The sequence below is a fragment of the Acidisoma sp. PAMC 29798 genome, assembly GCF_030252425.1.
Taxonomy (GTDB): domain Bacteria; phylum Pseudomonadota; class Alphaproteobacteria; order Acetobacterales; family Acetobacteraceae; genus Acidisoma; species Acidisoma cladoniae.
The window spans coordinates 4011642-4030510 of record NZ_CP126994.1 but is presented as its reverse complement, the minus strand read 5'-3'; the positions used below and the strand labels follow the sequence as shown (position 1 = coordinate 4030510).

Below are 18869 nucleotides of genomic sequence, written 5' to 3'. Positions count from 1 at the left end.
ACAATTTATCATGCAGGAGGCTGTCTTGAAACGTTGGTATGTGCCTTGCCTGCCCTTTGGGGCTCCGGCACCGCGTCCAGATGCGGTTCGTCAGCCGCAGGCCCAGTCGAGCCGCATCTGATCAAGGTCGAGCTGGGCAGTGCCGCCGCCGAAGTTGAAGCCGCCCATGGCTTCCTCGAACTCGACGTAGAACGGGCTGAAGCCGGGTTCCGGGTGGGCCTGCACCGGCTGCATGGTGCCGCCGATGTGGTTGGGTGCCTGCCCCTGCGCCCAGGACTCCAGTTCGACTTGGCCAGAAGCATCCCGGCTCCAGATCGACTGGTAGCCAGCATGCGTCGACTCGCTCCAGCCGGCAGGCGGCGCAAGGCCCGCATTTGGATCGTGCGCCCGCAGCGTCCAGCGCAGCGCAACGTCGTGGGCCAGGTCACCGGGCGGTGCCTCCGCCACCCCGCTCGCCGCGGCGGCACCGAGTTGCATCCAGCGCGGCAGTGGCGGCTGTTCGGGGTGGCCGCTCCCGGGCTGGAGCGGCGGATGGCACAGGCGGCCGGCGAACTCGGCTTCGGTCAGCCATAGGACGGCGTAGGGCTCACCCAGGATGTCCTCCATACGGTATTCGTGCGAATGCCGGCCGGTGCGGTGCAGCCACACGGGCCTCAATGCCGGGTCTGCAGGTGGCGCAGGTGCGTCCCAGGCCGCCGCGACCGCCTTGCTCTCCGCGACGCTGTCCCCACACCAATCGGTGCCGAACAGGCTGACCGCGACCAAGTCGGGTCCCTTGACCCGGTGATCAGGCGGCAGCTTCAGGGTGAAGGCGTGGCGCATGGGCTGCCCGGTCCTGGAGTCCAGCGGCCATTGCTCTGGCCGCAACCCAGGCGGCAGGCCGTGGCACCAGCCGTGGTTCCCGGCGGCTCCCCGGTCGGCCCGATGCGGCAACAGGGCGAGGTCGTAGGCTTTGGCGTGGCGCGGCCAGGCCTGTTGCGTGTTCGGCTCGGGATAGACGGCGCCTGGCCACAGCAGGTCGAAGCCCAGCAGCCGATTGTCCTTGAAGCGCATGTGGAGCGTTGCCGTTCGGTAAGGCCGTCTCGAAGCCTTCGATGCCGGGCGAGGCCTGTTCCGCGCTGACCACCGTGCGAGGGTAAAGTTGCCGCACCGCGTCCAGCGCCATGCCGGCGTGCAGACCCTCGACGACCAGGTCGGACGGGAAGTCGCGGTAGAAGCTGACGCGGCCGAGCAGGCCGGCCTCGTCGACCTGGGCGGCAAACCCCGGCACGCCGGACAGGAACACCCGCCCAGCCGTGTCGGCCGTCGGCGGAGTCCAGGCGGGTCCCACTATCTCAGCCAGCACCTGCAGCGGCATCAACGGGCGCAGGCGAGCAAGTGCGGCGTAATCCATTGTGGTGATCCTCGGGCGGTCTGACACCCTGTGTAACGCCCTAAAACACGGCATTGCCAGGTGTCACGCGGGGCTCTGTTGCAAACTCCGGTGTTTTTACGCGCAGGGTCCCACGATTGGGGCTTGCCTGTCAGGCCACCTCGATCTCCATCTGCTTGCTGACGGGCCGGACGGCCGCGGCCAACGCAGAGGCGCCAAGACTGAAGGCGCGCTCGACAATGCGGGCTTCGCCACGGATATCGCGCGTCAGATTAAAGGCCGACGCCTGCCCTTTGCGAAGCGCGCGCATCACCTCGAAGCCCTTGATCGTCGCGTATGCCGTCTTCAGCGTCTTGAACCCTCTGACCGGTCGAATCAGTTGTTTCAGCTTTCCGTGGTCAGCTTCGATGACGTTATTCAAGTATTTGACCTGTCGGTGCAGCGTTTTCTTCGGGCACTTGCCCTCCTTCTTCAGCTCGGTCAGCGCCACGGCGTAGGTCGGCGCCTTGTCGGTGTTGATGACGGCAGGCTTCTCCTCCCACTCCTTCAAGCCGTTCAGCGCCTTGCCAAGAAAGCGCTTGGCCGCCGCCGTGTTGCGCGTCGGCGAGAGATAGAATTCGATCGTGTTCCCATGCTTATCCACGGCCCGGTAGAGGTAGTTCCACTCGCCTCGGACCTTCACGTAGGTCTCATCGACGCGCCAGCTCGTCGAACGCGGCCCCCGCCACTGCCAGCGCAGCCGCTTTTCGATCTCAGGCGCATAACTTTGAACCCAGCGGTAGATCGTCGAACGATCGACCGAGACGCCGCGCTCGCTCATCATCTGCTCAAGGTCGCGGTAGCTCACCCCATAGCGGCAATACCAACGGACCGCCCAGAGCACGATCTCGCCCTCGAAATGGCGTCCCTTGAAGTCCGACATGGCCCCATCCTCTTCTGATCGGCGCCCATCCCGCCACCCAAAAGTTGACTTTGCAACAGAGCCATATCGACGCACTGTTCATGGCCGAGATCGATTGGGACCTCATAGCCACGCACGCGCGATGTGTTCCAGGTGGTGTTGTCGATCCAGGCGGGGCGGGTCAGGCCGTCCGTGCTGCTGCGCAAGCTCGGCACCTACAACCGACGCAGCTTGCACTACCGGGCATTCCGCGAGATCGGCCGCGTTGAACGCACGCTGTTCCTGCTGCGGTTCATCGCCGACACGGACATCCGGCGGACGATCCGCGCCGAAACCACCAAGATCGAGGCCTTCAACGATTTTCTTGACTGGGTCTCGTTCGGCGGACCCTTGATCAAGAGCGGCGATCCCGTGGAGCAAGAAAAGCAGCTCAAATACGCGAGCCTCGTCGCCAATGCGGTGATGCTCTCCGACGTCGCCGACATGACCACCACGCTTGCCGCGATGGATGGTGACGGGCACGTCGTCACGCCTGCCCTGGTCGGCTGCCTCAGCCCTTACACGCGCGAGCACCTCCGCCGCTTCGGGCAATACGTCCTTGACATGGGCGACTTGCCGCCGCCCCGCGAACCGCAACCGCTGCCGTTTGAGACCGCCGCGTGAGGATTTTTGCACGTATCCTCAACCGACCTCAACTCTGCACTATGGCCTTGCCCTCGCAAGTCCGCGCGACATGCTCAAGCGGGTTCCAGTCGTTGACGCAGCCGGGAACCGTCGACGACGGCTGATTAAGATCAGCGACACTATCTGCATAGGCCGGCACGCAGCAGGCCAAAAGCCAAATGCCGATGACGGCCAGTGAGCGCATCGTCTGCTCCTAGGCGGCTTGATCGGTACTCGGCTTGTCCTCTGGCGCTCCGTCATCGTCCTGGTCCGTGGCATCTCCCGGGGTAGCGTCCCTGCGCCCGACGATCTTGCCGCGGTCTGCCTTGTAGTGTTCGATGCTCCATCCCTCGAAGGGCTTTTGCAAGTGCAGTACGCTACCGTAACAATTAATAGGCCGGGTTGATGCGTCGATCTGGTGATCCCTTCGGATACCCAACGCGGGCTATTTCTCGCCCGACTAACAGATCGTCATACCCTCACCTCGACTGATCTGCCCACTGCAAACTGGATCGTTTTTTGGTAGAGTTTTCCGTGCCATTCTTCCCTGGCTGGGAGGAGCGGAGAACGATGAAGGCATCGAAGTTTTCGGATGCGCAGAAGGCATTCATTCTGAAGCAGTGAGCCGACGGGATTCCTGTGACGGACATCTGCCGGAAGGCCGGGATCAGTCAGGCGACCTACTTCAACTGGAAGAAGAAATACGATGGGCTGCTGCCGACGGAGATGCGGCGGCTGAAGCTGCTTGAGAACGAGAACGCAAAGCTGCGGAAGCTGGTGGCCGACCTGTCAGCACTTTTTGCCCTGAGCAAGCATATGCATACCGCGGAACCACGCGCGCATCCGCAATTTGGTGTCCTGTAGGATGGTGCTGGCGATCCGACGGCTGCCAGCAGGTTGCGACCCGGTGGTGAGCTGGCAGAAATAATGTTCATGGCCGAGCAAAAAACAAAGGTTCATCGGCCCGCATGTTATTTGTGATCGACCGCTTGATTGCGTCCGGCACCGAAGGTTCGTCGACGCCAAAAGTCCCGAGCCGACCCAGCGCGGCCCGAATGTCGATCTCGGTCCCGATAAAGTCCATAACAACGCGTGCAGCAACTATAGACCGGGCAGCGCCATGACTCACTCCGATCGTCATGCCGTGCAGCCGCTCGAGCAGCCGCCCCTTGGGATAAAGGATCATCGTTGCGACCTCGCGCGCTGAACCCCGCTGAAAGTCTGTTGTGAAGAGGCGGTCACCGAGAGTGCCGACGATGCCGCGGTACGTGATGAAGCGCACCGCGCTTTTGCCTTCTTCGTCCTCGCCCGAGTAGCGCTGCTTAACGGAGGAGACGAGCACATCATCTCGATAGGACCACCGCGCCAGTTCTCGCTTGATGCGCTGAGTGCCAAGATAGGAATAAAAGTACTTGAAGTAGTAGCCTTGATACTCCGAAAGGCTCCGGGCGGCGGCGCCGGACGCCGTTTGCAAGAGCCCAACAGGTGGCGCGAATTTCTGCTGCGCGTCGGACCTCAGCTTAAACGACTGCACGAAGACACCATGCGGCGCTAACAGTTCATCCTCTTCCAGCCCGAAAAAGGTGCTGATTAGCCTGTGGTTGTGACGCGAGGGAGATGCTGATCCTGTCAGGTAGCGATTGAATTGCTGCCGATTAACTTTAACGCGCCGGCAGACCTCAGACACCGAGCGATAGTGGTCGCAGCAGAACTGAAGATTTGCGCAATAGTCTATTTTCCGCAGAGAGATTAACAGGCGGAAAGATGAGGCTGCATCGGTCATGGCGGGTCTCACGGCGACCTGACGCTGAAAGCGCGTAAGGTCGCATAATATGGACCACATGCTTTCTGTGGAGTCAAGCGTGGCCGTATGTCACCTTAGTCCGTCGGTGACGGATTTCAGAACACCTCGCCGAACTAGTTCCTCGTCTTTCCCGGATAGGCTTTTCGGGTTGGCTGCAATGGTCGTATCGGAGCCACCCGCGATGAGAAGCAACGGAAAGTTTGCGGTGACAGGACTGGCGTGGTTCGTAGCCCTGACGATGGCGTCGCCGATCCTGGTCATGGCGCTGACCGCGTTCAAAAACGTTATCGACGCAAACCAATTTCCGTTGATGCTGCCGTTCGTACCGACTCTCGATAACATCGCCTCAGTCTTTGCGGACGCCAGTGTCACACGAGCGCTTCTCAACAGCGTCGTCGAGTCGTTCGGGGCGACCTTTCTGTGCTTCTTGCTGGCGGTGCCCGCCGCCTACGCGCTCGCTTTTCATATGACGAAGGGGAGGAGCCCCGTTTTGCTCGGAATGCTAATGACGCGGTTCATGCCAGGCATTGGCATGGTTATTCCCATGTATCTAATTTTCAAAGCGATTGGGCTAATCGACACACAGTTCGGGTTAGTTTTAATATACACATCGCTCAACCTTCCGATCGTGACCTTCATGGCATATTCCTCCATGCGTGATATACCTCGCGAGATCCTCGACAGCGCAAGTATCGACGGCGCCACCGTCGGGCAGCAATTCTTCATCATGGTAATCCCGTTATGCCGTCCGGGCCTTTACTCGGCAGCGCTCGTTTCAATCGTCCTGTGCTGGAACGAGGCTTTCTGGAGTATTCAGATGACATCTTCTAAAGGAGTCCCCCTTAGCGCCTATGTGGCAACTCTCTCTGGCGATTCATCCATGGCGAAACTCTCCGCCGTTTCCCTGATAGCTACTGCTCCGATGTTGCTGATAGGCTGGCTGGCGCAGCGCCAATTCGCGCGCGGTCTGACGTTCGGTGCGGTGAAGTAAAACGAAGACTTTGTGCTTCAGAAGGTTCTGTCGCAAATTTGGCCGACCGATCCGCTTGGTGCATGTTTGCCGGCGAGGGTTTCAGCGGCGAGCATGTGATGATCGAGTTCAAGGCCAGTCACTTCGAGCGAGTGTGGTGCATGGACCATGACATGGTGGCCTGAGGTAGGATGACGTAGGGCTATTTCCGTCAGTGTATGGAGTGAGTCGTCGTGCCGTTCAAAGCCAACGCCGAGCGTCGCCATCACATCCCAAAGCAGCAGCACCGGGCCACGAACTCTGCAGCCTACGATGCGGCCCTGCGGCAAAGAGGCAGTCTGACCGTGTGGTTTACCGACGCGGCGATCGTGATGTGGAAAGCCGAACCGCGGACTACGCGAGGTGGCCAGCCGCGCTATTCGGACCTGGCGATCGCCACGGCGCTGACGTTGAAAGCGGTGTTCCGCTTGGCCCTGCGGCAGACCGAAGGGCTGATCGGCTCCATCATTGCCCTGCTTGGTCTCGATCTCGCCGTGCCGGACCACACGACCTTGAGCCGCCGGGCCGAGGCGCTGGACGTGGTTCGTCCGCGACTAGGCTACGGTCCCGTGCACCTGCTGGTGGACAGTACGGGGCTGAAGCTCTGTGGCTCCGGCGAATGGCTGCTCGAGAAGCACGGCACGAAGACACGGCGGTCCTGGCGCAAGCTGCACATCGCCGTGGACACCGACACTGGGCAGATCGCGGCGGCGACGATCACCACCAGCGACATCGACGATGCCTCGCAGGTCGGGGCGTTGCTCGATCAGGTGGAAGGCTCGGTCGCGTCGTTCACCGCCGACGGCGCTTACGACCAGGACGGCGTCTATGGCCAAGTCGCCGCCCGGCATCCCGAGGCGTCCGTCATCGTCCCACCACGATCCAGCGCCGTGCCGAGCGACACAGCCCAGACGGCACCGACCGTGCGCGACCGCCACGTGCAGGTCATTTCCGAGCGCGGCCGCATGGCCTGGCAGAAGGCCTATGGCTATCACTGGCGAGCCCTGGTCGAGGCTGACATCAGCCGCTTCAAACGGGTCATTGGGGGCGGGCTACGATCCCGGACTAATCGGCGTCGAGCAACCGAGGTTGCCATCGCCGTGAACGCACTGAACCGGATGCTGGAACTCGGGCGCCCGGAGTTCGTGCTCCTACCGTAACGGAAACACAAGATGGTCGGGCTGCAATCGCTCGCTGATCCATGCAACACAGTCCATCGCTTTAGTAACGTCGTTGCCGCTCGATAGCTTTCTGCGCTCGTCCATCATCCAGCGGTGCAGGTCGGCCACGATAGGTTTGCTCAATTCCTCGCGCGCGCTTTGCCGCCGTTCAGCACTGCATCCGTTGATGTCACGCTCGATGTCGAATAGCTTGTCGATGCGTTGAACCGCTTCCAGGCAGAGCGGCGATATCACCGCTTGGCTCTTTCCCTGTGCGCGGCGCCGAGCCGCTGATTCCACGTCGGCCAACACGAAGAACTTGCGGCGTGCGTGCGCCCAACACCCGGCTTCCAAGATCGCGCCGGGACTTCGGCTGGCTTCGTACAGCTTGCCGTAGCCGCCATAAGCGTCGGCCTGCAGGATGCCGGCATATCCCGCCAGGTGGGCTTGCGGATGTTGCCCGCCGCGATCGCGGGAGTAGTAGAATACGGCAGCCGGCGGTGCCGGGCCGCCAAACGGCCGGTCATCACGCACATAGACCCAGGCGCGGGCGATGGCTGGCTGATCGCTTCGCAGTCGCGGCAGGTGAATTTCTCCCGCACATTCTGGATCACCTTCCAGCTGCGCGGGATCACCTCCAGCGTCTCGGTCACGTCCTCGCCAAGTCGGCGGAGTCGCGCGCTGCCGCAGCACAGGCAGCTGACCGGTGCGGGCTCGACCACGCGCTCGCGCGGCAGGTGCTCGGGAACGGCTGGCGCGAAGGGCGCTTGCGGGCGAAGGCCGCCACGTTTGTCGTGCATGCCGCCGCCTGCTCGGCGGCAATCTCGTCCTCGGTCGCTGTCGCTTCCGCCTCCTCCAGGCCGAGCTCCATCTGCTCGATCAGCCGGGTCGTACGTTCGGAGCGATGGCCGTAGAGCGCATGCCGCAGCTTGGCGATTTGCAGCTGCTGGTGGGCGATCAGCGCCTGGTCTGCGGCGGCGCGTGCGCGCCCTGCCGCCACTTCCGCGCGCAGTGTGTCGATGTCGTCCGGCAGAGGTTCGGAGGTAAGCGACCGGTGATGGCCGCCTTGTCCGAATGAAGGGTTTTCGCTCTCTTCTGTTGTATGGACAGCGAGAGAATCTCAACCACTGAAGCTGCGACTGTGGCAGCCACTGTGGCAACTTCTGAGTCTCGGATCGAGATCGTCTCTGAACGACGGCCAGCTTATAGCGCGGCCTTTCGCGCACGGGTCGTGGCGGAATCATCTGGCCCAGGGGTCCGGGCTCCAGACTTAGCGCATCGCTACGGTATCCACGTCAGCCTCATCTATCGATGGCGCCGGATGGCGAAGGCACAAACGATGGTGACATCCTCTGTCCCATCGCGGCGCAGGCGGCCGGACACCGTAGAGGCGGCCCCCGTGGAGGTGCCGGTCACCTTCATCCCGCTCGGGATTGTCGGACCTCCAAAGCCCAAGGTTCAGCCATCTACCGAGGCCCGCGGCACATCGACGCTCGGCATGGACATTGCCAAGGTTTCGCGGCGGCCCCGGGGGGCCGTTCCGCGGCGCGACAGGGATGAGCGACCGAGCATCATCGAGATCGACATGGCGGGCGGCACGACACTGCGGGTGGATGCGACCGTCGATGATGGGGCGCTCCGCCGCGTGCTGGCCGTGCTGCGGAGCCTATCGTGATCCAGGTTGCCGCGGGCACGCGGGTCTACCTGGCGTGTCGTCCTGTCAGCATGCGCTATGGGTTCGATGGTCTCGCGGCCCAGGTGGCACCGATCCTGGGCGTCGATCCCTTCTCGGGCCATGTCTTCATCTTCCGCGGCAAGCGAGCCGACTACCTGAAGATCCTCTACTACGATGGCTCGGGCCTGTGCCTCTTTGCCAAGCGGCTGGAACGCGGCCGCTTCATCTGGCCGCCGATCGTCGATGGCGGGATGGTTCTGACGCCCGCCCAGATGGCTCTCCTGATCGAGGCGATTGACTGGCGCCGGACGGTCGCACCGGAGGCGCCACGCACGCCGGTCGCGGTTTAGCGGAAACTGCCTTCGCCGCGCTGAAAAGGCTGTACCCGAGTGGCCGGGTCCGGTACAATGGTGGCATGTCCCTGGCGAGTGATCCTCTCCCGACAGATCCAGATGCGTTGCGGGTTTTTGCTGAAACCCTGCAGGCGGAATTGGCGCGCAAGGACGTCGAGATCGCTGCCAACGCGGCAGAAATCCATGCGAAGGCGCTCCATATCGAGAAGCTGAAGATGCAGCTCGCCAAGCTCCGGCGGGCACGGTTCGGACAGTCTTCCGAGAAGCTTGACCGAGACATCGAGCAGCTCGAACTCCTGATCGGCGACCTCGAAGAGGATGCGGGCGAAAGTGAAGCCCGGGCCAGAGCGGCTGTCACGGCCCTGCATGGTCGACCTGGTGCCGCCGAGCGCAGACATCCGGTGCGCAAGCCGCTGCCCGAGCATCTACCCCGTGAAATCGTCACCCACGACCCAGTCGGGGTTTGCCCGGGCTGCGGCGGCACCGTGTTCAGCCGCATCGGGCAGGACGAGCGTGATGTGCTGGAATACGTCCCATCCAGCTTCAAGGTCATTCGGCATCTTCGCCCCAAGCTGAGCTGCAGGTCTTGCGAGACGATTGTCCAGGCGCCGATGCCCACGCTGCCGATCGAGCGCGGGCGCCCGGGGCCGGGACTGATCACCCATGTCGTCGTGTCGAAATACTGCGACCACATCCCACTGCACCGCCAGGCGGGGATCAGCCTCCGTGAAGGGGTGGAACTGGACCGCTCGACACTCGCCGACTGGATAGGACAGGCGTTGTTCCTGCTGGCGCCTCTTGCCGAAGCCATCGGTCGTCATGTCCGTGCGGGCGTCGCTGTCCATGCCGATGACACTACGGTTCCGGTGCTCTCGCCGGGTCTGGGCAAGACCAGGACGGGACGGCTCTGGGTCGCGGTGCGGGACGAGCGGCCCTGGGGATCGGATGTGCCGCCCGCGGCATTCTACCACTACTCGGCAGACCGGAAGGGCGTCCATGTGGAAGCGTTGCTCGGCTCCTATCGTGGGTTCCTGCATGCCGACGGCTACGGCGGATTTACCCGGTTCTACAAGCCGACGACCCCACTGGGTGACGCCCCGCTGGTCGAGGTCGCATGCTGGAGCCATGCCCGGCGGCACTTCTACGACGTGCACCATCAAACGGGGTCGCCGATCGCCCTTGAAGCTCTTCACCGGATCGCGGCTCTGTTCGCCGTCGAAGGGCACATCCGCGGAAAGCCGCCCGACCAGCGCGCCTTCGCAAGGCGAGAACACGCCGAGCCACTGTTGGAGCAGCTCAAGCAATTCCTCGAAACAGAGCTCCTCCGGATCAGCGGCAAGAGCTCTCTCGCCGAGGCAATCCGCTACACCCTGTCACGCTGGAAAGCGCTGACCCGCTACGTCACGGATGGCAGGCTCGAGATCAGCAATAACGCCGCTGAACGCGCCATGAAACCTCCGGTCCTCGGAAGAAAGAATTACCTGTTCTGCGGCTCTGACGCTGGCGGACAGCGCGCCGCCTGCATGTACACGATCGTCGAGACGGCCAAGATGAACGGCATCAACCCTCAGGCCTATTTAACCGATATCATCGGAAGGATCGCCGACCATCCTATTCACAGGATCGATGAGCTTCTGCCATGGCGATGGAAACCATAATCCAACGCTGAAGCCGATCAAACCGCTACGACCGCGGCCATTGGCCGACGCTTACGTTCGGAGCAGACTTCCATGTCGCCGATGGAATCATAAATATCGTCGGCTGACTCGCGAAAAATGCGGCGGTCCGTGATTATCCCGCGCAACTCGGCCGGAAGGTGTGTCGCGGGTTTCGCCAATCAATTCCATCGAGCATGTAGGCAAGTTGCGAGGCCGAGATCCCCACCACGCCGTCCGTCGGCGTTGGCCACACGAAGCGGCCCTTCTCCAACCGCTTGGCATAGAGCGACATGCCGACGCCATCGTGCCAAAGGATCTTCACCAGATCGCCGCGCGCGCCTCGAAAGACATACAGATCGCCGGCATGCGGATCCCGCCCCAGGGCCTGTTGCACCTGCAGCGCCAGGCCGTTCATGCCGCGCCGCATGTCGGGGCGCCCAACCGCCAGCCAGACCCGCACGCTGGCAGGGAAGGCGATCATCGCCGCTCCAGCACATCAAAGACAAGTCGCAAGGCGCTGGCTTTTGTTGTGCTACCGACGCGCAGCCGGTAGCCGCGCGGCAGCTCTATCTCGATCGCGTCAGCCACGTGCGACGGCGCGACACTGGGCGCCGCTTCCGGCTGCACAACAAGCGGCAGAAAACCCGCGTCTGTCGTGTGAGCGGGGAGAGTGAACTGCCGCCGCCAGGTGAAGACCAGATTGGTGTTTACGTTATACTGCCGGCCAATCACCGAAACCGACACGCCCGGCACCGACCCCGCTGCCACGATCTCGCGCTTCAACGCCTCCGGCCAAATTTTCCGCCGGACATTCTTCTTAGTGTTCATTATCTCGCTAGTGGACACTATCCCGGCAACCCCCAAACCTTAAACGGTCGGGATCCTGCAGTAGGATGCTATCGCCCGACTAGGCGCTCTCGGCGGAGGGATACCCTAAACCCAGCACTCCACCGCAAAAACTGGCTCAACGATGTCGCAGGCCGCCTATAACCCGCCTTTGCCCAGCTCGGGCTGCCCCTCCCCGATCGGCTGCACATCGCCATCGACTTCCCACGCACGGGACGACGCCAAGGCGATAGCACCTTTGAAATCCTCATCAGGTCCGGACCTAGCGGAAGCGGAGGATGCGATCGCCTTGCCCGTCGTGGTGGCGCTGGCTCAAGGGCTGGTCCAGGCCGCCAAGGTAACGGTATTCCTGATGGTGGCCCTTGGTATCGGTCTGATCGGCAAGATGCGTGACACGACCCAGGTCCTACCTTCTTGGCCGTGGTCGCGCCTATCCTCGAAGCGGCGGGTCGCCTTCCTGCGCTTAGCCAAGCTTGACATGAATTCGTTTATAAACGAATATTGCGCGTGTTTGAGATCCGGCACTACCTCACCCCAGACGGCAAGGATTTGCTCGCCGACTGGCTGCGCAAGCTCCGCGACATACAGGGCAAGGCTGCGATCATTCGCCGTCTTAACCGCTTGGAACAGGGCAATTTCGGTGACTGCAAGCCGCTGCGCGATGGGGTCTATGAACTGCGGATTGATGTCGGTCCAGGCTACCGCGTCTATTATGCTCAATCGGGCAAGACGGTGATGCTGCTTCTGTGCGGCGGCGCCAAGCGGACGCAGGCCCCCGACATCACCCGTGCCTGCGCCTATTGGCGCGACTGGCAAAACCGAGCTGATTGAAGGAGTAACGCTGATGAAGGACCGTAGCCACGACGATGCCATGGCCGAGCTATTTCACAACGACCCGGCGATGGCCGCAGCGACCCTTGACGCGATCTTTGCGGATGGCGACCAAGGTGAACTGCTGGTGACGCTGCGCCAAATGACCAAGGCGTTCGGCGGCATCCCAGGAGTGGCCAAGTCGGCTGAGCTTAACCCGACCCAGCTTTACCGCACGCTCTCCGAGAAGGGGAACCCGGAGCTGCGTAGCCTGAATGCGCTCCTGCGCACGATGGGCCTACGGTTGGCGGTGCAGCCCATTACCCAGCCAGTGCCACACGTCTGATGCAGTCGCAGGGCGCAATTTGGTTGTCCCCGTAGCTTTCTCGCTCGGAAAGGTCGGTCGGTAGCGCCGGCTGTGTCGGTATGGTGCTCGGCAATGCGCAGGCTAGTCCGATGCGCCTGCGGATGCAGGCCATCCAGCACGTAGAGCGCCTCACTGGACGTTAACTAGGCTCAGGACTCATTGATCAGAGGCAGAAGATAACGGCGGCGGCGATGCAGATCGCCGACATGAAGGTGTGGGCGCAGCGATCGTAGCGAGTGTGGATGCGCCGCCAATCCTTGAGCCTGCCGAACATGTTCTCGATACGATGACGCTGACGATAGAGGGTTCGGTCGTGCGGGATCGGGATTTTGCGGTTGGCTTTGGACGGGATGCACGGCGTGATCCCGCGTGTTGTCAGGGCTTGGCGGAACCAGTCGGCATCGTAACCTCTATCGGCCAATAAGGCTTTGGCCTTGGGGAGCGCGTCAATCATGAGCGCCGCGCCCTTATAGTCGCTCATTTGGCCTTCGCTGAGCAGCATGACCAGCTGCCGTCCTTGGCCGTCGCAGACAGCGTGGAGTTTCGAGTTCAGGCCGCCTTTGGTGCGCCCGATACGTCGGGGAACAGGCCCTTTTTTAAAAGGCTGGCAGCCGTCCGATGCGCCTTCAGATGGGTGGCATCGATCATCAGCCGATCAGGCTTGCCGCCCTTGGCCGCCAGCGCCGCGAAGATGCGGTTGAAGACGCCGAGGCGGCTCCAGCGGATGAACCGGTTATAGATTGTCTTGTGAGGGCCATAGTCCTTCTGAGCGTCGCGCCAGCGTAGGCCATTGCGAATCACGAACATTATGCCGCTGATCACGCGTCGGTCATCGACCCGCGGCACGCCATGCGATTGCGGAAAATGTGGCTCTATCCGACGCATCTGCGCCCCGGACAACCAGATCAGATCACTCATGGTGGCACCTCCCGATGCCACCATTGAATCAACATATCGCTCGCTCAGCAATTTAATAGGTCCTGATCCTAGATGACTCGGGTGTGCACCGGGCCGGACTGGGTCGTCTGGAGCACGACGCCGGGATCGATCCCGTATGTTGCGTTGATGTCCCCGCGGGGCCCGGCCCGACCGCCAGCACGGAAGTATTGGCCATCACAGGATGGCGTCGGTGCAGTGGCCCCAAATGGCAGAGATGGCGTGCCCATGGTGCGCCTCAACGGTGACGGCACGGCCTGAAGCGAGTTGTCTTAGTTGACGTGCCACTGCGCCACGTTGACGAGGTGATGGTAGCTGAGGTCTCGGGTCGCGTCCACCATGCGCTCTAGACCGAGGTCGGTCCCGTCGACCAGCAGCGTGGCATACAGGAGGACCGGCGAGAAGATGTTCGAAAACGTATGCTTAGCCAAGGTGCGTGGCCCGTATGGCAAGGCTTGGCCGATTCCGGTCTGGCAGGTTCAGGGCGGCGTCGGTCAGATAGCTGCCGTGCACGTGGGTTGGTTCCCAGAACTCCCCTGCCATGAGGGGCACCCGATAGCTGCGGTGTGACGGTGTCACACGCCCAACGCCGTGGATGTCGATTGTAGGGGCTCGCCCTCGCCGCGCGCCGGACTAATAGGGCGGCTCATGGCTTCGCTATTCGCAAAGCTGGTCGCCAGGGCATCGACGAAAACCCGTACCTTTGGCGAAAGATGTCGAGCCGACGGAAACATGGCGTAGATCGGTGCCGAGGCGCTGGCCCAGCCATCCAAGACCCGCTCCAATCGCCCGGCACGGATGTCTACCGTGACGTCGATCGCTGATTTAAGCGCAATGCCATGCCCTGCCAGCGTCCAATCATGCAAGGCATCGCCGTTATCCGTGCGCAACCGTGTCCGCGTCTCGATCTCGGCCACCTTCCCGTTCGGTCCAAACACGGCCCATGGCTCCTCGGACCGGCCGTAACGCAGGCAGGGCAGCCGGGACACCTGGTCGGGTGTCGTGGGCCGCCCGTGGGCATTCAGAAAAGCTGGTGAAGCCACCAAGACCCGGCGGCTATCGGCGAGCTTTCGCATGACGGCGGAACTGTCGTCAGGCGCTCCAATGCGCACTGCCACGTCGATACCCTTATCGACGATGTCGACAACGGTGTCCGACAGCAGCAACTCAGGCGCTAAGTGCGGATAACGGGTGACCAGGTCGCTCAACACGGGACCGACGTTGCGACGCCCCAGGGAGACGGGCGCCGAGACCCGCAACAGGCCAAACGGCTCCTCTAGGCCCCCTGCCAAACGGGCCTCGGCAGACGCGACATCCTCCAAGATCCGGTCGATTGCGCTCAGCAAGTCGCGTCCCTCCTCGGTCGGTGAGAGCCGCCGCGTGGTGCGGGTGACCAGCCGGGTTGCAGTCCGCCGTTCCAGTGCGGCCAGGCGCTTGCTGACCACCGCAACGCCCAGGCCCATTTCCCGCGCGGCGGACGAAAGGCTGCCGAGGACAATGATGCGTTGGAACGTCCGCAATTCCATCAGATTATCGAGCATCGATTATCTACCCATGGGAAAGGACTCATGTCTTTTTCCGCGCATTATATCTCAACAGCGATAGTGCAATCTTGCCTCATGATGCAAATCGCACCACTCCTGAGCCGCCGTTCGGTCATGGCATCGATCGCCTTCCCGGCGACCGCCGGCGCGGGACCACTCCAAACGAGGACAACTGACATGGTTTATCAAACCCAATTCTGGCCTGACGGCGCACGCCTGGCGGTCAGTCTGTCGCTGATGTTCGAAGGCGGCGGCCAGCCGATTTCAGGGGCTGGGGGCGTGATCCGGGACCCAATTGAAAAAGGCGTGCCTGACCTGCCGACCAACGCGTTCTTCGCCTATGGCCATTACGAGGGTGTGCCCCGCGTTCTCGACCTGATGGACAAGCATGGCATCACGCTGTCGTCGTTCATGATCGGCAAGGCCGTCGAAACCTCCCCCGACCTGGCGCAGGAAATCGTCCGCCGGGGGCATGAAGCCGCAGCCCACGGCCGGATATGGTCGCACAGCTATGATCTGCCACAGGACCAGGAAAAGCGTTTCATCGCGGACAGTGTGGAGACCATCCACCGCATCACCGGGCAAACCCCGATCGGCTGGAATGCCTATTGGATGCGAAATTCGATCCACATCCTGGAGACTTTACAGGATCTCGGGTTCCTGTACCACATCGACGAGCCGAGCCACGACGAGCCGTTCATCATCCCCGTGCGTGGGCGCGACTTCGTCACCGTGCCTTACACATTCCACATGAACGATATCGTATCGTTTCCCTTTGAAGGCTGGGATCCGGCGGCGTACGAGCAAGCCCTGCGTGATGAGTTCGACCAGCTCTACGAGGAGGGGGCCAATCGCCGGCGCATGATGGTGATCAGTCTGCACGACCGCATTTCAGGACATGCCGGACGGGTGAGGGTGCTGGACCGCTTCCTGACCTACGCCAAGAGCAAGCCCGGCGTGTGGTTTGCCCGCAAGGATGAGATCGCCCGCTATGCCCTGGCCCACCGCGACACCACGCCCGTGTTGCAGCGGGGCGCGCCGGATGTCACCGGCCTGCCGGGTCCCACTGCCTAATACGGGGGACCACATCATGCTCGACCACGTGACCCTGCGCACCCGTGACCTGGAGGGCACCCGTGCCTTCCTTACCGCGGTGTTGGATCTGGAACCCGGGTATCGCCCCGGGTTCGCCTTTCCCGGCTACTGGCTCTATGCGAATGGCGACCCCGTCATGCACCTCATTCCCGGACATGGCGGCCCCGTCGATCGCGGCGGCGAAACCATCGACCATTTCGGGTTCCGCCTGACCGACTATGATGGCCAGCGCCGTAAGCTGGATGGGTTGGGTGTCGATTACACCACGATGGATTTGCCCGAACTGGGTGAGCGGCGCCTGTTCCTCCATACGCCGACAGGCATTTTACTAGAATTGGTGTTCCGGGAATCCCCCGTGGCAGCAACCCCAAAATCCGGAGACGCGACATGACCCGGGATAACCTGTCCGCACGCGCCATCCTGGCGCTGGCCGCACCCGTCTTGTTCATGACGGCGGCCCACGCGCAGCCATTGAAAATTGACGACATCGTGGTCGCCACTTCGATCTCCGCCGCACAGCAGGCCACGGCAGAGAAGACGGCCCGGCATTTCTACGAATTCTGGAACACTGGCGATGCCAGGCTTTTGGATCAAGCCATTGCACCGGGCTTCGTCGATCACACCTTGCCGCCCGGACGCCCGCAAGGGCCGACGGGTCCGGCCTATGCATCAAGCCATTTCCGGATGGCGGTGCCCGACTTGCAGGTAGAAGTGCAGAAGATGGTCATCGCCGGAGATTATGTGGCGGTCCACATGGTCTTCACCGGGCACTTCACCGGCGTCTTCGGCAAGGTTCGTGGCAAGGGCCAGACGATCCGTTTCATCGCTACCGATCTGCTGAAGCTAACCGATGGCCGGGTGACCGATAACTGGCACATCGAAGATAATCTGACGCTGCTGCAGAGCATGGGCATCGCCAAGCTATCGGGCTGACCAGCCCGAAAGGCGGCGCGTCCGGCCCGGACGCGCCGCCTCACGTCTTTAGGGGGTGAGCACAGGCATGCGGCCTCGCACGCTCTCGCGACCGATGGCCATGCCCGTGGGCATGGCAACGCCGGTCAATTGCTCCGATACGTCCCACAGACGTGCCGCCACGTCCTCGTCCTGCGCGGCTGCTGCGATCTTGGCCCGCTTAGGCGGCCCCTTGAGTTCAAAAAACCAGTCCGGTCCGTAATAGGCGGCGCCTGCCGCATCGGGCGACGTGGCGGCGAACAAAGTGGGCAGGGCCCCGTCGGCGGCCGAATGGCTGATCAGTGGCTGAACGAGCAGGTTGAGCTTCGATAGGAAGGCGTCCTTGCCCGGCCCATTGGGAATCAAGTCGGTGCGGGCGTAACCGGGATGGGCGGCGTTGCTCATCAATCCCCAGCCCGCGGCATCGCTGCGCCGTTGCAACTCCAGTGCGAACATTAACATCGCAAGCTTCGACTGGGCATAGGACGCCCAGGGTTTATACGACCGGCCCCGATGGAGATCATCGAACCGGATGACCCCGCTCCGATGGGCAAGGCTGCTCAGATTGACCACCCGCGGCGCATGTCCCTGTTGCAGTAATGGCAATAGTCGCGCGGTCAGCGCGAAATGACCGAGGTAGTTCGTCCCGAACTGGAGTTCGAATCCGTCCGACGTCGTCTGCCAGGTCGGTGGTGTCATCACCCCGGCATTGTTGACCAACAGGTCCAAGCGGCGACGCGCGCCCAGTATGCGATCGCTGAATGCCTCGACCGAGGCGAGACTGGCCAGGTCGAGCCGTTCAAAGGCGATCTGCGCGGACGGTATTGCCGCCTTGATACGCGCGACCGAAGCCCTGCCTTTTTCGGCACTCCGCCCGGCCAGGACGACGTCACCGCCCGCTTTCGCCAGGGCCAAGGCAGTCTCGAAGCCGAGGCCACCCGTCCCCGTGACGATGGCCGACCGGCCGTGCTGCGGGGGGATGTTCATCGTGTTCCAGGTCGTCATGAAGGCCTACTCCATTCGGTGGTGATGTCTATATATGCACTAAGTGCAATATTGCAATCAAGGAAATTCTGTGATTAAGATGCGGCATGACACAGGACCTCCATCTGCCGTCTCCGCCGCCCGAAGGCATCCGGGCGCGAAAGCAACGTCAGACGCGGCAGCGGATCGCCGAGGCCGGATTGCGGCTGTTTTTGGCAAACGGCTTCGATGCCACGACGCTGGACGCGATAGCGGAAGCTGCCGATATTTCGCGCCGGACTTTCTTCCACTACTTCGAATCGAAGGAAGCGATCCTCGTCGCCCTCGAAAGTGAGGCCGAGGCGGCGTTCAAGGTGGCCCTCGCCGACATGCCTGCCGATGTCGCCCCGCTCGACGCCGTGCGGGACGCATTGATGGTGATGATCTCGCAGTATGAAAGCGATGAGGCGATCGCCATTGATCGGCTTATGCGTTCGACAGACGCATTGCTGGCCCGCAAGCAGGCGAATTATGAACGTCAGGAGCAGGCGTTGTTCAATGCTCTGGCAGAAAAATGGCCAAGTCCGGCGCGGCACCCGCGTTTGCGCATGGTCGCCCTAGTCGGGATCGGTGCGATGCGCCTGGCTGCCGAGCAGTGGAACAAAGAGGATGGCTGCCAACCGCTGAAAAGCTACTTGGTCGAAATGTTCAGCCAATTGCAGGCAGAGATTACCCTCTAAGTCAGCTGTCTCGGTTCCCACC

At 62.3% G+C, this 18869-nt stretch carries 23 protein-coding genes and 3 pseudogenes; 13 read left to right on the top strand and 13 right to left on the bottom strand.

The features are described from left to right. Positions 1–90 precede the first annotated feature (90 nt). The 3 genes from QP803_RS19350 to QP803_RS19340 all read right to left on the bottom strand — a co-directional run bounded on the left by QP803_RS19350 (position 91) and on the right by QP803_RS19340 (position 2294). Positions 91–822 (bottom strand): hypothetical protein, encoded by a 732-nt coding sequence (locus tag QP803_RS19350; RefSeq protein WP_284945102.1) that lies wholly within the window; start codon positions 820–822, stop codon positions 91–93. Next, positions 788–1393, bottom strand: coding sequence for a DUF7256 domain-containing protein (locus QP803_RS19345; RefSeq protein ID WP_284945101.1), 606 nt, complete (start codon positions 1391–1393; stop codon positions 788–790). The genes QP803_RS19350 and QP803_RS19345 overlap by 35 nt, the downstream gene beginning before the upstream one ends. A 130-nt stretch (positions 1394–1523) precedes the next feature. Further along, on the bottom strand, positions 1524–2294 hold the full coding sequence (locus QP803_RS19340) for an IS6 family transposase (RefSeq protein WP_284945100.1): 771 nt from the start codon (positions 2292–2294) through the stop codon (positions 1524–1526). A gap of 123 nt (positions 2295–2417) precedes the next feature. Here QP803_RS19340 and QP803_RS19335 point away from each other — a divergent pair, with 123 nt between their 5' ends. Continuing rightward, positions 2418–2936, top strand: coding sequence for a Tn3 family transposase (locus QP803_RS19335; RefSeq protein ID WP_284945099.1), 519 nt, complete (start codon positions 2418–2420; stop codon positions 2934–2936). A 28-nt stretch (positions 2937–2964) separates the two neighbouring features. On the opposite strand, the gene QP803_RS19330 is transcribed toward QP803_RS19335, so the two are convergent. After that, on the bottom strand, positions 2965–3141 hold the full coding sequence (locus QP803_RS19330) for a hypothetical protein (protein ID WP_284945098.1): 177 nt from the start codon (positions 3139–3141) through the stop codon (positions 2965–2967). Positions 3142–3506: 365 nt separating this feature from the next. Between QP803_RS19330 and QP803_RS19325 the strand changes: the two are divergent. Next, positions 3507–3728, top strand: a pseudogene (locus QP803_RS19325) (transposase); the annotation flags it as partial. A gap of 139 nt (positions 3729–3867) precedes the next feature. On the opposite strand, the gene QP803_RS19320 reads toward QP803_RS19325, so the two are convergent. Next, positions 3868–4719, bottom strand: coding sequence for a hypothetical protein (locus tag QP803_RS19320; RefSeq protein WP_284945097.1), 852 nt, complete (start codon positions 4717–4719; stop codon positions 3868–3870). A gap of 178 nt (positions 4720–4897) precedes the next feature. Between QP803_RS19320 and QP803_RS19315 the strand changes: the two genes are divergently transcribed. Together QP803_RS19315 and QP803_RS19310 are read left to right on the top strand one after the other, a co-directional pair. Beyond that, positions 4898–5731: a carbohydrate ABC transporter permease gene (locus tag QP803_RS19315; protein WP_284947966.1), complete on the top strand. Its 834-nt coding sequence runs from the start codon at positions 4898–4900 to the stop codon at positions 5729–5731. A gap of 212 nt (positions 5732–5943) precedes the next feature. Continuing rightward, the gene (locus QP803_RS19310) at positions 5944–6909 is read left to right on the top strand and encodes an IS5 family transposase (protein WP_284945096.1); all 966 of its coding nucleotides are present in this window, start codon (positions 5944–5946) and stop codon (positions 6907–6909) included. Positions 6910–6960: 51 nt separating this feature from the next. Here the strand turns inward: QP803_RS19310 and QP803_RS19305 are convergent. Continuing rightward, positions 6961–7942: pseudogene (locus QP803_RS19305) on the bottom strand (IS66 family transposase); the annotation flags it as partial. Between the two features lie 69 nt (positions 7943–8011). Between QP803_RS19305 and QP803_RS19300 the strand changes: the two are divergent. The 3 genes from QP803_RS19300 (at position 8012) to tnpC (ending at position 10595) form a co-directional block, all read left to right on the top strand. Next, complete coding sequence (locus tag QP803_RS19300; RefSeq protein ID WP_284944420.1) at positions 8012–8584, top strand: transposase; 573 nt, start codon at positions 8012–8014, stop codon at positions 8582–8584. Then, positions 8581–8934: an IS66 family insertion sequence element accessory protein TnpB gene (tnpB, locus tag QP803_RS19295; protein ID WP_284944419.1), complete on the top strand. Its 354-nt coding sequence runs from the start codon at positions 8581–8583 to the stop codon at positions 8932–8934. The genes QP803_RS19300 and tnpB (QP803_RS19295) overlap by 4 nt, the downstream gene beginning before the upstream one ends. Positions 8935–8999: 65 nt before the next feature. Next, positions 9000–10595, top strand: a complete 1596-nt coding sequence (tnpC, locus tag QP803_RS19290; protein ID WP_284944418.1) for an IS66 family transposase — start codon at positions 9000–9002, stop codon at positions 10593–10595. A gap of 133 nt (positions 10596–10728) precedes the next feature. On the opposite strand, the gene tnpB (QP803_RS19285) is transcribed toward tnpC, so the two are convergent. Next, complete coding sequence (gene tnpB, locus QP803_RS19285; RefSeq protein WP_284945095.1) at positions 10729–11076, bottom strand: IS66 family insertion sequence element accessory protein TnpB; 348 nt, start codon at positions 11074–11076, stop codon at positions 10729–10731. Then, on the bottom strand, positions 11073–11423 hold the full coding sequence (gene tnpA / locus QP803_RS19280; protein WP_284945094.1) for an IS66-like element accessory protein TnpA: 351 nt from the start codon (positions 11421–11423) through the stop codon (positions 11073–11075). Before tnpA ends, tnpB (QP803_RS19285) begins: the two co-directional genes overlap by 4 nt. A 525-nt stretch (positions 11424–11948) precedes the next feature. Here tnpA and QP803_RS19275 point away from each other — a divergent pair. Both QP803_RS19275 and QP803_RS19270 read left to right on the top strand, forming a co-directional pair. Further along, positions 11949–12272 (top strand): type II toxin-antitoxin system RelE/ParE family toxin, encoded by a 324-nt coding sequence (locus tag QP803_RS19275; protein ID WP_284945093.1) that lies wholly within the window; start codon positions 11949–11951, stop codon positions 12270–12272. A gap of 13 nt (positions 12273–12285) precedes the next feature. After that, positions 12286–12597, top strand: a complete 312-nt coding sequence (locus tag QP803_RS19270) for a helix-turn-helix domain-containing transcriptional regulator (RefSeq protein WP_284945092.1) — start codon at positions 12286–12288, stop codon at positions 12595–12597. On the opposite strand, the pseudogene QP803_RS24070 reads toward QP803_RS19270, so the two are convergent. The 4 genes and pseudogenes from QP803_RS24070 to QP803_RS19255 all read right to left on the bottom strand — a co-directional run. After that, positions 12480–12746, bottom strand: a pseudogene (locus QP803_RS24070) (hypothetical protein); the annotation flags it as partial. The gene QP803_RS19270 and the pseudogene QP803_RS24070 overlap by 118 nt on opposite strands. Positions 12747–12781: 35 nt before the next feature. Then, positions 12782–13536, bottom strand: a protein-coding gene (locus QP803_RS19265) for an IS5 family transposase (RefSeq protein ID WP_284944469.1) whose coding sequence is annotated in 2 segments (ribosomal slippage) — positions 12782–13203 and positions 13203–13536 — 756 coding nt in all. Because the reading frame shifts where the segments join, the coding sequence is not laid out codon by codon here. Positions 13537–13826: 290 nt separating this feature from the next. After that, positions 13827–13985, bottom strand: coding sequence for a Tn3 family transposase (locus tag QP803_RS19260; protein ID WP_284945091.1), 159 nt, complete (start codon positions 13983–13985; stop codon positions 13827–13829). A gap of 144 nt (positions 13986–14129) precedes the next feature. After that, positions 14130–15095 carry a LysR family transcriptional regulator gene (locus tag QP803_RS19255; RefSeq protein ID WP_284945090.1) on the bottom strand — a complete coding sequence of 322 codons (966 nt, stop codon included), beginning with the start codon at positions 15093–15095 and terminating at the stop codon, positions 14130–14132. 27 nt (positions 15096–15122) lie between these two features. Between QP803_RS19255 and QP803_RS19250 the strand changes: the two genes are divergently transcribed. The 3 genes from QP803_RS19250 to QP803_RS19240 are packed head-to-tail and all read left to right on the top strand — an operon-like array spanning position 15123 to position 17126. Then, the gene (locus tag QP803_RS19250; protein WP_284945089.1) at positions 15123–16172 is read left to right on the top strand and encodes a polysaccharide deacetylase family protein; all 1050 of its coding nucleotides are present in this window, start codon (positions 15123–15125) and stop codon (positions 16170–16172) included. A gap of 16 nt (positions 16173–16188) precedes the next feature. Continuing rightward, positions 16189–16584 carry a VOC family protein gene (locus QP803_RS19245; protein WP_284945088.1) on the top strand — a complete coding sequence of 132 codons (396 nt, stop codon included), beginning with the start codon at positions 16189–16191 and terminating at the stop codon, positions 16582–16584. Further along, entirely contained in the window at positions 16581–17126 is a 546-nt protein-coding gene (locus QP803_RS19240; RefSeq protein ID WP_284945087.1) for an ester cyclase, read from the top strand. Before QP803_RS19245 ends, QP803_RS19240 begins: the two co-directional genes overlap by 4 nt. Before the next feature lie 48 nt (positions 17127–17174). On the opposite strand, the gene QP803_RS19235 is transcribed toward QP803_RS19240, so the two are convergent. Beyond that, complete coding sequence (locus QP803_RS19235) at positions 17175–18149, bottom strand: SDR family oxidoreductase (RefSeq protein WP_284945086.1); 975 nt, start codon at positions 18147–18149, stop codon at positions 17175–17177. Positions 18150–18235: 86 nt separating this feature from the next. On the opposite strand from QP803_RS19235, the gene QP803_RS19230 reads away from it, so the two are divergent. Next, positions 18236–18847 carry a TetR family transcriptional regulator gene (locus QP803_RS19230; protein WP_284945085.1) on the top strand — a complete coding sequence of 204 codons (612 nt, stop codon included), beginning with the start codon at positions 18236–18238 and terminating at the stop codon, positions 18845–18847. Positions 18848–18869: the final 22 nt, after the last annotated feature.